Annotated in this window: 15 protein-coding genes and 1 pseudogene; 4 read left to right on the top strand and 12 right to left on the bottom strand. The window is 49.6% G+C overall.

The window, feature by feature from the left end:
- Positions 1–98: 98 nt before the first annotated feature.
- The 3 genes from KKH67_13455 to ruvX form a co-directional block, all read right to left on the bottom strand.
- Entirely contained in the window at positions 99–293 is a 195-nt protein-coding gene (locus KKH67_13455; protein MBU1320187.1) for a hypothetical protein, read from the bottom strand.
- Between the two features lie 257 nt (positions 294–550).
- Positions 551–1,543 (bottom strand): endolytic transglycosylase MltG, encoded by a 993-nt coding sequence (gene mltG / locus KKH67_13450; GenBank protein ID MBU1320186.1) that lies wholly within the window; start codon positions 1,541–1,543, stop codon positions 551–553.
- Positions 1,544–1,675: 132 nt separating this feature from the next.
- A complete protein-coding gene (ruvX, locus tag KKH67_13445) occupies positions 1,676–2,170 on the bottom strand; it encodes a Holliday junction resolvase RuvX (GenBank protein ID MBU1320185.1) in 495 nt (164 codons plus the stop codon).
- A gap of 213 nt (positions 2,171–2,383) precedes the next feature.
- On the opposite strand from ruvX, the gene KKH67_13440 reads away from it, so the two are divergent.
- The 4 genes from KKH67_13440 (at position 2,384) to KKH67_13425 (ending at position 5,401) form a co-directional block, all read left to right on the top strand.
- The gene (locus KKH67_13440; GenBank protein MBU1320184.1) at positions 2,384–3,001 is read left to right on the top strand and encodes a hypothetical protein; all 618 of its coding nucleotides are present in this window, start codon (positions 2,384–2,386) and stop codon (positions 2,999–3,001) included.
- Positions 3,002–3,176: 175 nt separating this feature from the next.
- A complete protein-coding gene (locus tag KKH67_13435; protein ID MBU1320183.1) occupies positions 3,177–4,097 on the top strand; it encodes an HD-GYP domain-containing protein in 921 nt (306 codons plus the stop codon).
- Positions 4,098–4,238: 141 nt separating this feature from the next.
- A complete protein-coding gene (locus KKH67_13430) occupies positions 4,239–4,625 on the top strand; it encodes a RidA family protein (protein MBU1320182.1) in 387 nt (128 codons plus the stop codon).
- 104 nt (positions 4,626–4,729) lie between these two features.
- Positions 4,730–5,401 carry an NYN domain-containing protein gene (locus tag KKH67_13425; GenBank protein ID MBU1320181.1) on the top strand — a complete coding sequence of 224 codons (672 nt, stop codon included), beginning with the start codon at positions 4,730–4,732 and terminating at the stop codon, positions 5,399–5,401.
- Between the two features lie 174 nt (positions 5,402–5,575).
- Here KKH67_13425 and KKH67_13420 read toward each other — a convergent pair.
- From KKH67_13420 to KKH67_13380, 9 genes and pseudogenes are all read right to left on the bottom strand, one after another.
- Positions 5,576–6,285 (bottom strand): annotated as a pseudogene (locus tag KKH67_13420) (hypothetical protein).
- A gap of 446 nt (positions 6,286–6,731) precedes the next feature.
- On the bottom strand, positions 6,732–7,286 hold the full coding sequence (locus KKH67_13415) for a Spy/CpxP family protein refolding chaperone (GenBank protein MBU1320180.1): 555 nt from the start codon (positions 7,284–7,286) through the stop codon (positions 6,732–6,734).
- A gap of 1 nt (position 7,287) precedes the next feature.
- On the bottom strand, positions 7,288–8,001 hold the full coding sequence (locus tag KKH67_13410; protein ID MBU1320179.1) for a Spy/CpxP family protein refolding chaperone: 714 nt from the start codon (positions 7,999–8,001) through the stop codon (positions 7,288–7,290).
- Positions 7,998–8,477, bottom strand: coding sequence for a zf-HC2 domain-containing protein (locus tag KKH67_13405; GenBank protein ID MBU1320178.1), 480 nt, complete (start codon positions 8,475–8,477; stop codon positions 7,998–8,000). The genes KKH67_13410 and KKH67_13405 overlap by 4 nt, the downstream gene beginning before the upstream one ends.
- 56 nt (positions 8,478–8,533) lie before the next feature.
- Positions 8,534–9,136 (bottom strand): sigma-70 family RNA polymerase sigma factor, encoded by a 603-nt coding sequence (locus KKH67_13400; protein ID MBU1320177.1) that lies wholly within the window; start codon positions 9,134–9,136, stop codon positions 8,534–8,536.
- A gap of 323 nt (positions 9,137–9,459) precedes the next feature.
- Positions 9,460–10,509 carry a deoxyhypusine synthase family protein gene (locus KKH67_13395; protein MBU1320176.1) on the bottom strand — a complete coding sequence of 350 codons (1,050 nt, stop codon included), beginning with the start codon at positions 10,507–10,509 and terminating at the stop codon, positions 9,460–9,462.
- Positions 10,510–11,016: 507 nt separating this feature from the next.
- Positions 11,017–11,685, bottom strand: coding sequence for a hypothetical protein (locus KKH67_13390; GenBank protein ID MBU1320175.1), 669 nt, complete (start codon positions 11,683–11,685; stop codon positions 11,017–11,019).
- Positions 11,679–13,259, bottom strand: coding sequence for a hypothetical protein (locus KKH67_13385; protein MBU1320174.1), 1,581 nt, complete (start codon positions 13,257–13,259; stop codon positions 11,679–11,681). Before KKH67_13385 ends, KKH67_13390 begins: the two co-directional genes overlap by 7 nt.
- A gap of 139 nt (positions 13,260–13,398) precedes the next feature.
- Positions 13,399–13,876, bottom strand: a 478-nt coding sequence (locus KKH67_13380; protein ID MBU1320173.1) for a YigZ family protein, incomplete at its 5' end; no start/stop codon positions are given.

The raw sequence follows: 13,876 nt of genomic DNA, 5'->3' as shown, positions 1-13,876 counted from the left end.
GAATTTACTGAGGAATTGCTCAATCTGCAACAAAAAACGGGCGGCAGAGCCGCCCGTCAGTCGTTGTCGCAAAGCCGCGACAGAACATAGCAACTAAGTTATTTCTTCTTGGTAGCTTTTTTCTTCGTGGCTTTCTTCTTGGTAGCTTTTTTCTTAGTTGCTTTCTTCTTAGTTGCTTTTTTCTTGGTAGCTTTCTTCTTCGTAGCCTTCTTCGCAACTTTCTTCTTCGTAGCCTTCTTCGCTACTTTCTTCTTAGTAGCTTTCTTTTTCGTAGCCTTCTTCTTCACGGGCATTACGATACTCCTGGTTTAAGGGGTTCCTTTTTTCTAGCTACTGCAAATTTTGTTTGTTATCAATTCTTAGTCAACAAAAAAACTTAATTTAAGTACTCTTTTAATCGGCACAAGTGGATCAGCTTGTTAGGTATCTCCGGCGAGTTTTATGACTCGAGTGTCGATGGAGGATCGGAGATCGAACTTCAGGACGCGAATTTGATGTTCTGTTCAGAGTGCTCGGTCGCTCGCAGCAGGAGAGCCGGGAAGGCGCGACATCATCGATTTGCTTTAACTCTGCTTCTTGCTGTATTATGTTGTTGCAGTGTTTCCGAGAAGATGTGCTTGCCTGAACCGTCGGCAACGAAGAATAGAAACCTCGTTTCAGCCGGATAAAGAGCGGCCAAAAGCGATGCTGACCCCGGAGAGCAGATAGGACCCGGAGGCAGTCCGGAGTACTTATATGTATTGTAAGGCGAGTCGATTTCCAGATCCGTGAGGAGTAGAGCTCTGTCTAATCCACCCAGCGCATAGATCACAGTCGGGTCGCATTGCAGCAGCATTCCTTGTCTGAGTCTGTTATGGTAGACGGAGGATATAAGCTCACGTTCCTCGCCATCGCGCGCTTCAGACTCGATCAACGATGCCAGCGTCAAAGTCTCATGCAAACTGAAATGGATCTCCCGCATTCGATTCTTGAGCGAGTCGACCAGAAAGTTGTTTAGGTTGTCGGTAACTGCCTTGACAGTGTACGGCGGAGGAGCGCCCCAGGGTATCAGATAGGTTTCGGGGAAGAGATAGCCCTCGAGTGATTCAGTATGAAATCCAAGTGTCTCAATAAATGCAGTGTCCGCCGCAAGCCTGCGGAACTCATCGTGACTGCTGTGAGTGGAATCGGCGAGGATTGAGAGAATCCGCTTCAGCGTCAGTCCTTCCGGGATCGTCACCTTAATCGAAACCGCCTTCCCATCTCTGAGCATCCTGTAGATATCAAGGCGTGAGTGATCCGGCGTGAAATCGTACCGGCCGACTCGCAGCTTCTTGTCCAAGCCTGTCAGGATACTGAGAATCCTGAGACTTCTGACGGAGGAAACCAGTCCAAGGCTGTCCGCGCACTTCGCGACTTGAGTCCCTGTATCGCCGGGATGAATGAACAGGCTGGCGGATTCTGACCCGGATAACGGGTGAGTAGCGAACCATATGACAATATAGGCGGCTGATAGGATTGCGATTATCAGCAAAACCACGAGGATCACTCTGATGGATTTCATGCAATACTCCTTCGAATCCATCTGACCGGATATGAGAGAATCTTCAGCGGAATGAAGCAAATCGTGGAAATCAGTATTAGAATTGAAAACAGAGCCCAGGATATAATGTCACCCACAGAGATGTTCTGCATGCTAACGCTCGCCTCGGTCTCGATTCATGAAGTCTTCAAGTATAATACCGGCCGCCGCCGCATCTACTCTGCCCTTATCGTCGCCTATTTTCTTTCCACTCAGATGAACAATTTTGGCGCCCAAATACGATGTATACCGCTCATCTGCAAATTCAATCGTCAGTCCCGGCAGTTTCTTCGACAGAGCCGATTTCAAGTATTCGATCTCAGCGCCCAACTCGCCTGCGCTGCCATCCTCCCTGAACGGGAAACCGATCACAACTTCGCCGATTTCATGCTGCTCAATATATTGAGACAATTTCCTGACCGCATCGTTCATACCGGTTATCAGAATTGTCTCACGATGAGAGATTATTATTTGATCCGGATCTGAATACGCAAGGCCGATTCTTCTTCTCCCATAATCTATCGCAAGCGCTCTAGCCATGATGTCTATATATACGGCTTTGCCCCTCAAGTCAAACCTTGCGAGCAAAAAAGCTGCAGTCTCGTTCACACCTGCAGGCAATATTGAGCAGAATTGTGCGCACTTATCCCCGATGTCAGCAAGTGTTCAGACCTTGAACATGGAGGCTAACCTGAATATCAGCACAGGGTAAGATCGGTTGGAAGGCTCAAATGGTGGTGGCCAAAGCTGGCTCTGTCAGACGGCACATCCATTGCTTAAGAGATACCCGGAATGCATCAGCAATCGCGAGGAGGCGGCACCATGTTAGCAGGCAAATTGAAGAGAGGCTTCCCGACAGAAAGACTCGAAGGATTCACGGAACCGAAGATCAAGCGTGATCACGAAGGGTTCTATATAATGACGCTCAGCGAGAACGTCAAAGTCTACATCGAAGAATATTACTCCTTTCTTGAGGAACTCTGGAAACGGTCAGAAGCCAGGTACCGGGAATATGAGTCAAAGCTGGCCGACACCGACCCGGCTAATCTTGAAACGGTCTCATTCTACCGCTCCCAGATGCTGATTCATAAGATTCTGCTGAAGACAGTCCGTTCGTTCTACACCGATGCCAACAACCTCGGTGTAATAATGACACCCTGGTGCTTAGGGACTGTGGTTCTTGAGAAGGTCGAAGGATTCCGCGACAAGCTTTCCTGCGGAGAAGTCGAAGGAGAGGATGTCGGAGACTATGTGTATTATGTTGTGAGATATCTCGATGAGACTTACAAGAGCACCCTTCTTGATATCTTTGACTTCCCTCCGAAAGCCTTTTCGATGAGATGGCAATATTCCGAACTATTGAAAAGATATAGTAAAACCCTCACAAACATTTCTTCCTCACTACAAAGCGTACTTCTCATGATCAAAAACTACACATAGTAGTGGCTTGACTTACCCGCTTTGCGTAGAAATCCTGCCTCCCGGCAGGATTTCCTGCTTTGTGGCATAATGCGTTTCGTCTTGATACCGATAATCCTTACAAATGGCGCTCAGCACGAAAAAACCGGCTGTAAGCGGGGTTAACCCATTTCTGCCCATATATCTCGAGTCGTTGATGATCGATACCATTCTCGATTTCGATCTCTTCATACGGCTCGGCCGCGATATGGTGCTCTATCGATCAAAGTTACTGCCGTTTACCGAAAGAACCAGGCAGAAGCTTATGGGAAATAACGTCATGCAGCTCTTTGTGCCCGTAACTGCCAAAGGGGAATATCAGAGATATATCGAAACGAACCTGAGTAGAATAGTGCAGGATCCTCTCATAGAAGAGGAGAAGAAAGCGGCGATCGTATATGACGCATCCAAGGCATTGGTCAAGGATGTGCTGGCCAATCCCAACCTCGGCGAAAACATACACCGATCCCAATCACTGGTGTCAACGCAGGTCTCCTATGTTCTAAGCGGGCGGGAGGCTTTCTTGAATCTGATGAGGATCACATCATTCGACTATTACACTTACACCCATTCGGTCAATGTCTGCACTTTTGCCATTGCCCTTGCGAATCAACTCGGGATTACGAACAGCGATGAACTAAAGACACTTGGCCAGGGTGCTCTACTTCACGATGTCGGGAAGTCAAGAATCTCTGAGAGAATACTAAAGAAGAAGTCGTCGCTTAATAATGCCGAAATCGAGATCATCAGGAAACACCCGAGGTGGGGTCAGGAGATTCTGAAGGAGTCGGATATTATACCGGAAACCGCATATTACCCCGTACTCCAGCATCATGAGAGAATCGATGGCTCCGGCTATCCGTACGGCGTTGCAGGTCATGAAATTCACGATTTTGGCAAGATTGTGGCCATCTGTGATGTATTTGATGCCCTTACTACAAGGAGGGTCTATCAAAATGCGATGGGTAGCTACCCGGCTTTGAAAGAGATGTACAACAAGGGCGCGGCGTACGACGAGAGATTCCTCCGAGAATTCACCGTACTAATGGGTCCCGATAACTACATGTCGAAAAAATGATATATCCCGTGCTCGGCGAAACTGAGGCCTCCAACGACCATATTCCCGGCAGAATCGGTCAGAAGTTCCGGTCAATCCAAAACTGCAGTTTGACACGAGCCTTTGCTCAGAGTATCTTTGAAGCTCTGAAAGGAGTGACGTATGGCTAAAAGGATCGTGTCGACTGAGCATGCGCCGGCTGCAATTGGAGCGTACTCACAGGCAGTTGTGATCGACTCGGGTCGACTGGTATTCTGCTCCGGACAAATAGCGATAGACCCGGCGACGGGAAAACTGCTCAATGGTACGGTGCGAGAGCAGACAGAGCGAATACTCGTGAATCTTCGGGAGGTTCTCGATGCCGCCGACTCCAGCCTCGACAGAGTGGTCAAAATTACCGTATTCCTGACCGACATGGATAATTTCGAGGAATTCAATCAGGCGTATGCCGGTTTCTTCACGACTGACCCACCGGCACGAGCCACTGTAGAAGTGAGCCGTCTTCCGAAGGGTGCGGCTATTGAAATGGACGCGATTGCATATATCTGATCGGAGAACTTGATCGAATACACTGGACATTTGTCATTATTCGAGATACAATCACAACGACGAAGAGTTAGAACTCAAGAAACTTCAAACCGAGAGGAGGCTCAATGGCTGAACGCAGAACGGGCAAACTTATACGCATCGGGATATTCTATGACGGTAGTTATTTCTTCAAAGTAAGCAACTTCTATAAGTTCGGGCATCGAAGGAAAGCAAGATTATCATTTGACGGTATTCACGCATTTGTTCGCGCGAAAGTAGCAGAATTAGAGGATGTCGAAGAACAGTATTGCCACATTATTGAGGCCCACTATTTCCGTGGCAGATTATCGGCACAGACGGCTTCCGCCACAGATCAACTCGAAAAAGAGCGTATCTTCGACGATGTATTGATTAAGACAGGAATCCTGACTCACTATCTGCCGCTCGACGAGACCAACTATCCACGGCCGGTGGAAAAGGGCGTCGACGTTTTGCTATCTGTGGAGTCGCTCGATCTCGCCTATCATCGGCAGTTTGATGTTGTCGTACTTGTTGCGTGTGATGGTGACTACGTTTCGCTGGTCAAGAAACTCAACGGCATGGGGGCGCGCGTGATGCTGCTCGGTTGGGATTTCAGTTATGAGTTCGATACCGAGTCTGGAAGCAGAAGGCGTGAGCAGACAAGGGTCTCGCAGTCATTGATTAATGCCGTCACTTATCCCATGATGTTATCGAGGTTGATCGACGACAGGACAGCTCAACGCGATTCGCTCATAAATGGTCTGTTTGTCGGGTGATCGGACTGACGATATGAAGAAGCAAGGGCTGCATTTTTGCAGCCCTTTGTTTTATGTGACTATATGGCTCAGGATCACTACCCGCATGAGCGCAGCGAAGGGCAGACGCTCGCAAAAGCGAGAATATTCTGACGACTCCCTATCCGGTGTCAACGGGTGCTCCTTGTCTTGGCATCACACTCTCTTTTTTAGCTCTTCAATAAGATCCAGCGTTTGGTTCTTTCGGATTTCCGGGTCCCCTACCTGAAGGAACTCCACCGCACTGAAGTCATCGCCGCGCTTGCGGTTTTGTGGCGGCTCAAGTCCCTCGATTAGTAAGGCTTCCATCGTGGCTATCAAGTTTTCAATATTGAAGGTCTCGGCAGCATTTGTCGAAAGAGTTCCGTCATCCAAAACCCCAAATATCCCGAACCAGGAAGAGCGATCCCAGCGCCCATTGAGGCGGTCAGAGATATGCTGCTTCAAACGAAGCCCCAGCGACTGGTCTGTGGTCCTGCCTACATATACCACTTTGTTGCCATCATGCAGAAGATAGACGCCTTTCTGCTGGCAGAAGTCCACTGGATCGCTGACGGGTTGTTGTTGCCCTAGAAGCTTCGGTGTCTTGTTCCAAAGCACGTTAGCTCTTTTCCAATACATTCCGAATGCATTGACGAATCCAGTGTCTCCTTTTTCTTCCTCCGGTGCGGTTGTCCCGCCCGCTGGTGTTTTCACCGGCGTTTTGAGTGCATATACGCCCGACTGACTTTGACGAAAGGCGTCTTATCGCCGTCGTTATTCAGGGACAAGGAAATAGTTGAAGCAACCGAAGCCGCGGGAGTTGCTCCAAATTTCCTTTTCAAGCCCTCGTCTGCGATAACCTGAGCTATGTCTGTATAATGCATCGGCTCGTTCTTTTTCTCGAGCGCTTTGACTATTGCTTCCTTCCAGCCGAGTTCTTTCATTTGTCATCTCCTCCTTTGAAGACTGTATAAACCAGCCTGCAATCCATCGACCGGACTGCGGCTTTCGCGAATCATCTTGTAGGGGGCCGAACAGCCCAATATTAGATGTTCCGCTGCTTCCTTGATCGTCAGCCATTTGGTCATTCATCTTGCCTTCTCTGGGCGCGTCATTGAGACTCAAGAACACGATATAGCAAAGTCGTGCAAGATGTCAAGCGCTGATTTCCCCATTTCGGACGATCCTTTTCCGGGCTGGTGAGAGAGCTGTCGAAACCAATCTCTGCGCTAAGTGTATCGCTCAAGGCATCAACCTAAGCTTTTCAACCCAACGAAAAAGGCCGGAGTCCTATTGAACTCCGACCTCTTTTACCCTTCCAAGGGAAACATTAGTTATCGTCATCACCCAGCCAGATGCAGTTGCCCGATCTCCGTCCATCATCTCCGAAGAACCGGCAATCTCCATTGCCCATCTCGCGACCTGATCCGCGGCCATCACGCATTCCGCCTTTGCCTCCACGGTGCATCGGCCTGGAATCGAACTTAGCTTTCTGTTCTTCAGTCAGCATATTACGGAACTGTACCATCTGACCGATTTTGATTCTCTGAATACTGGCCTTGATAGCAGCCAAGGCATCAATCTTGGTGTCGATTGCAGTCTTGTTAGCTCCGCTCCTGATCAGTTCGTGAAGCTCCAGCTGCGCCAGCTCCAGATCAGCCTCGATCGGGATCAGCTTCTTCTTCATTTCGACATGCATGCTCTGAATCTGCTTGGTCTGATCGGGTGTCAGTGCGAGTTCATCCTGCATGCCGGGTCCGAATCCGCCCTGCCCATGATCGCCCTTACCATGTCCTGAGCCCATGCCTTTCTGTGCGTACGCCGTCACACTACCAAAGATAAACAGCGCCGCTACGATCAACACAATCATGTTTCTCGTCTTCATCTCACATACCTCCTTCGACAGATCCACTGTTCGGTGGATTGTCAGTTGTTTCATTCGAATAAGTACTTTGATTGGTGACGTCAGTCCTATCGTACTTTCTATTTTCGCGCCCATCGGGACAGACAGGCGGTTTGCTTTCGAAAAAATGTTTCGGATTTGCACACGGCTCTGCGAATTGCCCACCCGGAAGTCCGAATCCTCCCGGCATATTCATACCAAACGGCGGTCGGTGCATCCCTTTGCCTCGGTTCATTCCGCGCCGTTTCTCCCAGCGCTTGCCCAATTGATTCTTAAATCTATTAAAGAGCTGTTCACGTTGCTCAGGGGTCAGTATATTGCCTTCATTGAGCATATGTCGGATCGCAATTTTGTGAAGAACACTCTGCACTGCACTTATGCTGTCCACAAGAGCCAATACTGCAGATGTGTCCGGAGAATCAGAGTGCATCAAATCGAACATAGTATTTTGCAGCTCAAAGAGTTCGGAATTAACAGTCTCGGATTCCTCACGGAACCGCTCGCGCGCCTCTTTCATGGCTGAGATTTGATTCGAGTCGAGTCCCAGTTCTTCAATATGACTTAGTCCGGGATCATCGGGTGCAAATCTCTGCATATCACGCTCCAGCGACCACCGATGATATCCGAAAGTGGCAAGGGTCGCGATATTGAAGATCGTCAGCAGCGCAAGCGCATATATGATAAGTTTTCGCTTCATGACTGATCCCCCACGCCTATATCCGTGTTGAAATAGAGATCAACCATCGACCCGCTCGGAAATTGATCAAAAGCATCAAGTTCATATTCGTCCCAAAGGCCAACAGCTTCTGAAGTGCTCTGTGAAACCGTAGCAGGAACCTTTCCAAAGCTGTTCCCGAGAAGAACGACGACAACCACCGCCGCGGCGGCTGCGATCGGCTGCAAAATAGGAATGATTCTCCCGAAAATTGACTTACTCTCCCGCCTCGAATCGATCTCATCAATATCCGACTGAATCGACGCCCAGAATCTGGAAGGAAGTTCAATCTCATCGGGCTGATCGGCGCTTTTCCAGACAGAAGCGAAGCTCTGCGCAAGCTCTCGGCAGGCCGGGCAGGATTCGATATGCTCGGACATCTGCTTCATCAATTCCGGACTCAAATTCCCGTCCAGAAAGTCGATCAGATTTCTTTCTATGAGCTTACAGTTTGTCACATTCAACCTCCATCTATGCTATAGACACACATTTCCTGAGTAACTTGCGGCTTTTTTCATCTCTTTAATCTCTTTGCAAGGTCCTTCTGGAGACGAATCTTCGCCCTGTGAATCCGTGATTCGACCGCCGACAGCGATATTCCGAGGAAACGTGCAATCTCGTCGTATGCCATGCCATCCAGCTTGTGTAGTGTGAACGGCTTAGCAATCTTTTCCGGAAGCTCGGCTATCGCATCGTAAAGAATTGACCGATTCCGCTCAATCTCCAGCGCGCGGTCAGGAATATCAGACTCCTTCCCCGGAAGCCCATTCAGCAGGGGGAGATCATCTTGCCCTTTGGCGGTGTCGAGAGATACCGTGTTCGATGGTCTCTTGTCGCGAAGGTAGTTGAGCGATCGATTGTGTGCTATGCGGAGTATCCATGTCGACAGTGAAGAATCTCCTCGAAAATTGCCGACATTGCGGTAAACCTCGACAAAAACATCCTGCGCAATGTCTTCCGCATCCATTTTGTTGCGGGTGATCCTGTTTGCGAGGTTGATAACCCTGGCTCCGAAACAGTCTACGATTGCCTTGAATGCGGATCTATCGCCTGTGGCTGCCCGTTGGACAAGTTCGCGCTCGTCCAGATTTTCGTGAGTCACCATTTGTATAGACATTACCACACCATTGACACGAAAGAAAGCCAAAACTTGTGGATTATTGGCGGGAGATTGTCGCCTACCTCAAAGGGGCTGTAGATATCCGGAACTATCTCGCATGTTCAGTGAGCGTTTGAAAAGCGGCAAGCGGTATCACAGCCGCGGAGGGGCTTGTTGAAAAAGTCCTGTGAGGCATAGAATCCGTCATCGCGAGGAGCAAAGCGACGTGGCAATCTCTCTGTTACTATGGATGTGCGCTCAGAGGCTGTACCTCTGAGCATCCAAGAAGAAACGCAGGAGCACAGCCCCTGCGATCACTAAACGGAGCCGAGGAGTAGATGTTAGGCGAACCGGTCGGCAAGTCGATTGCCTTTGCGCTTCGACTTGACCCTTTCAGCCAATGCATGGGATATTATCGGCAGAGCGATTGTCGCATCGCAGTAACACTGAACGAATTCACCATCCAGCCGTTCCTTACCCCATGTGACTGCTTCTTCGAAGGTGCATCCGGACAGACCCCCCCATTGAGGCGAGTCAGTCGTGATCTGGACTGCATATCTGTGTGGGTAATATGTCTCATCGCTGTCGCCCGGACGCTGGACGCCGCCTTTACGCCCCGGCACTTTCCTGTCTGTGTACAGAAGATCTGAGGTCACGGCGAATAGCTGGATGAAGTCTTTCGGTACGCCACCACCTATATAGATTACAGCTGTATCATTAACCTGCTGTGCAAGTTCCATAAATTCTGTGTAGTCTTTGACTCCGTCAAGAATAAGGCTGAACTTCTGACTCTTCGCGACGAGGGCGGCATCACCATACGGGCTGTCGATTATTGCCGGACTGAATACCGGCACCTTCATTTTTGCGGCTGTAGCCACTATGCTGTTGACCTTCTTCTTCAGGAGCCACTTTCCGAACAGATTCAGGAATTCACGCGACGAGTATCCATGAGCTTCATCGAGCGTCACCATGAAATCGGCTATCAGAGTGGTCATTTTCATGTAGTCCTTCTCTTTGCCGAACACGTCGTAATATCTGTTATAGCCTTCCTTGAATGCCTTCACATTATCGGTAACGTGATGTCCCTGATAGTAGGACAATCCCATTGCTTCAACAATGTCCTCGGAGATGTTCGCACCGGTAGAGACAAGAATATCGACAAAGCCCTGCTCGAGAAACCAATTGATGATTTTCCACTGGCCTGTTGTCGAAAGCGATCCAGCGTAGCCGAGCATTATCGATGTTTTCTTGTCCTTGACCATCTTCTCTATTACTTCAACCGTTCTTGCAAGGCTCTTGCCCTGGAATCCGGTTCTCGACATGTCGGCAAGTAGTTGTGACACAGATTTCCTGGGCTTGACGCTTATCGCTTTAACTTTGTTCTCGAACATTTCATCCCTTTCTGCAAAACTACATTTTCCTCCAAGCTTCCGGAATAACATGCAAATATAGCTAAACTGTTCAGAAACTCAAGTGGTAAGTACACCTTGAGTCTGACTCAGAGGAGGATTGCTCATTGACAGAATCGCGAATGGGATATGTCCCTATATAATGATGAAGTGACTATTGGTGGAATTCGCCGAGAAGTATGGTCTGCCAGCTTCTCGAAATCCGCGGATTTCCTGAACCAAGCTCACAAATCATCGGCGCTTCATGCCGTTTTGTCATTTTCGCGATCGGGCGTAGCGCAGAGCGTGGCTTCAATACTCGCTTTGATTTCGCAACAATTTCGCAACAACACCCACTTGACACAGCCGCTAAAACAATCAATATTGCTTGCAGTTATAGAGACAGGACGACGGATTGCCGTTTTCTTGATGATTGTGAGCCGAATCCGTCATAGTGAATGCTAATCTGACTCCGGAGTCCAAATGAGATTCGCAGCATTGGTGACACTTCTACTGGTACTTGCATCGAGCGCGGTGATCGCTCAGGAGAACGAACTGACCTATGGCGAACACCAACAGAAGGCTGCTGAAGCATACCGTAATCAGGATTACAGCCTCTTCGTGCAGCACACCGCCAGTGCAATTGACATTAATCCCCACAGTCTCGTGAGCTGGTATAATCTTGCATGTGGGTACGCTCTCACGGGTCAGACCGAGGGCGCTTTCAGAGTCCTCAGGGGTCTTGCTGAAGATGGCATCGATTTTGGAGCCGCAAATGACTCCGATGTCGATGTCTCCGCTCATGTTGACATCACCGCACTCCCATTTGTACGCGAAATTCTGCCAATAACCATGACGAGTGTCGGATGTGCCATCGGACGATGTTCCCACCGCAAGCTGGCCGAAGGTACCATTGATCACAAAGGACCCATCAGAGCTTTGCGTACCACCGGAGGATAAACATTTCCAATCTATCTCCTCTCCGGACGCAGGGGATTTGTCCTCGGCGTGTTGCTGCAACGAATCAAGTGACTTCGTGACAATTGCGGCGGCATCCGAGTGGATCTTCCTGCCGGCATCTGCCATCTCCGCACTGACTAAAGCAGCCGTGATCAGTGCGGTGCATAACGCGAGCCATCTCAGTTTCGTCAGTTTTACGAACTCTTCAGATGTTAGCAATCAGGTATCTGATCGCCATTCGTATCGCATGGCGGAGTGCCGCCAGAGAATATATACGTGATCAAATATACCGCATCATCGATGTCGATTCCTCCCGAACAATCAGCATCACCGGATTCGATGGGCTCCGGCGCAGGTCCACCCGCGAAAATGTAGCTTATGAGGAAAACGACGTCGTCGATATCAACACTGCCACTGGAATCAACATCGCCGCAAACATAAATGGAAACCGAGAAGGTCAAAGTGTCAGCATTGCAGTAGTCTTCAACTATGACTGTCAGCGGTTCCACAAACATCGTATCGGGAGCGATGCCGATCACCGAATCATTGCGAACTTCGCACCAGTGCGGGAATTCCGGATAGGAGATTGTATGCACCGGATCATCGGGGTCGACGATTGTCGGATAGAATACAAACAGGGTCTGATTCTGCACGATTCGCAGATCAGCCGGATCGGTGATCTCAGGTGGCTGATTCGACAGGTCGATCAGAAGGCTCACCACAATCGTGTCATCAAGCTCTCCATCTGATGCTATGACTGTGAAGGAAGTGTCGACATAATCGCATTCAGCGAGTCCGCTGATTGAATCGCCTGCGACCATGCACCATGACGGAATATTCTCATAACTTAGATTGAGTTCTGTGCCGTCACAGTTGGGATCTGTAGCCGTCGCGACGTATACGAACGGTCCAGCTCCCGGAGTTGCCGAAATCTCCGTCAGCGAACTCACCGACGGGGGAAGATTGCCCGTTGTCGGACTGCAGCAGTCATCGGCGACATGGAACGGGCAGATATCGCAGGAGTCGCCAACTCCATCGTCATCCGAATCTTCCTGTTCAGGGTTGTAAACACTCGGGCAATTGTCATCCGGACAATTGTTCTCAGGGTGACCCGGATCGCCGAATCCGTCGCCGTCCGAATCGATACAGATTCCCTGAACGACGCTGATAACCGCCTTCACGAACCGAGGAGGATAACCTGTTGCCTCGGCAGGCGAGAATTTGAACGGTCCCGCGGGCGGGAAGTATGATGAATCTACCTCAATATCGAATGAATCGGGCAACGAAGAAAGATCGAGCAGTTTCAGATAAAGGTCGCCCAGCTTGGTTGGCGTTCCCGCCGGGAAAATCGGATTTTCAGTGCCGAGGAAACCGACAGCGTAGCCATTATATCCCCAATCCGCAGCACCCGGGTCCAAAGATGTGTCAAGAAGGCTTCGCAGGTAGGCCGTGAATGGTATCGATGCTAACTCCGGATTGACTATGAAAGTATCGACAATGAGAAGTGAGTCGTCGTGACCGGTTCCTCCGCCCGTGCTGGTTGAGACTCTGAAGCCGAGGGAAGCGCCTTTCATAACTGCGGCATCGGTCCATGCCCACAACTCGACCGAGAAAACCGTGTCAGCTTCCGTCTCGACCTGCCAGAGACTGGCTGCAGGCTCATATCGGCACGTATCTGGAATGCCGGCATCCTGAGCCCATGCGGAAGAGCTGCCGAGAATCATGATTAAGATTGGCACTAGAGCCAAATAAACGGATTGTCTGATGGTGCGTGCGTCTGCATGGATGTTCATCTTTACTTCTCCTATAATTGTCGGCCAGATGCTATCTGAGAGTTCTTGTTCTATATAATTCGGCCTGTATCAAACGTCTCTTAACGCTATAGGTAAGTTCTCATTCAATATATGGAGAATCAGCGATTTGTCAAGTAACTCAGGCGAGTTCCTGAATCTCTATCCGAGCATTCGTGGCCGAAATGAGCGTCTGCCTAATTTGGTCTACCGAAAGTTCGCGGATATCGCAAATCACCGTGCCGACATCCGTAAACTGGCTCTCGACAATGCTGCATACATCTGAAGAGAGTGTTCGCAAAACAACATTCGTGAATTGATGTTCGAAGACAAACTTCAGCCGTTTCGTGATGTACCTGGACATGATGCCGGCGCATTCGATCACAGCCAGTGCAGTATCACGGTAGGCGCGACTCAACCCGCCCGTACCGAGCTTGATTCCGCCATAATATCGGGTGACGACTATAGTCGTATCGATCAGATCATACTTGTCAAGTGCCTCGAGGATCGACCTGCCTGCAGTGCCTGACGGTTCGCCGTTATCCGAACTTCTAAATACGGGTTCGTGGCCAAACCCGACTTTGTACGCATAGCAATTATGCGTAGCATCATGAAATTCC

The organism is Candidatus Zixiibacteriota bacterium, from assembly GCA_018820315.1.
In the GTDB taxonomy this organism is placed as follows: domain Bacteria; phylum Zixibacteria; class MSB-5A5; order JAABVY01; family JAHJOQ01; genus JAHJOQ01.
Note: the sequence above shows the minus strand (reverse complement) of the source record. Positions and strands in the feature narration are given on the sequence as shown.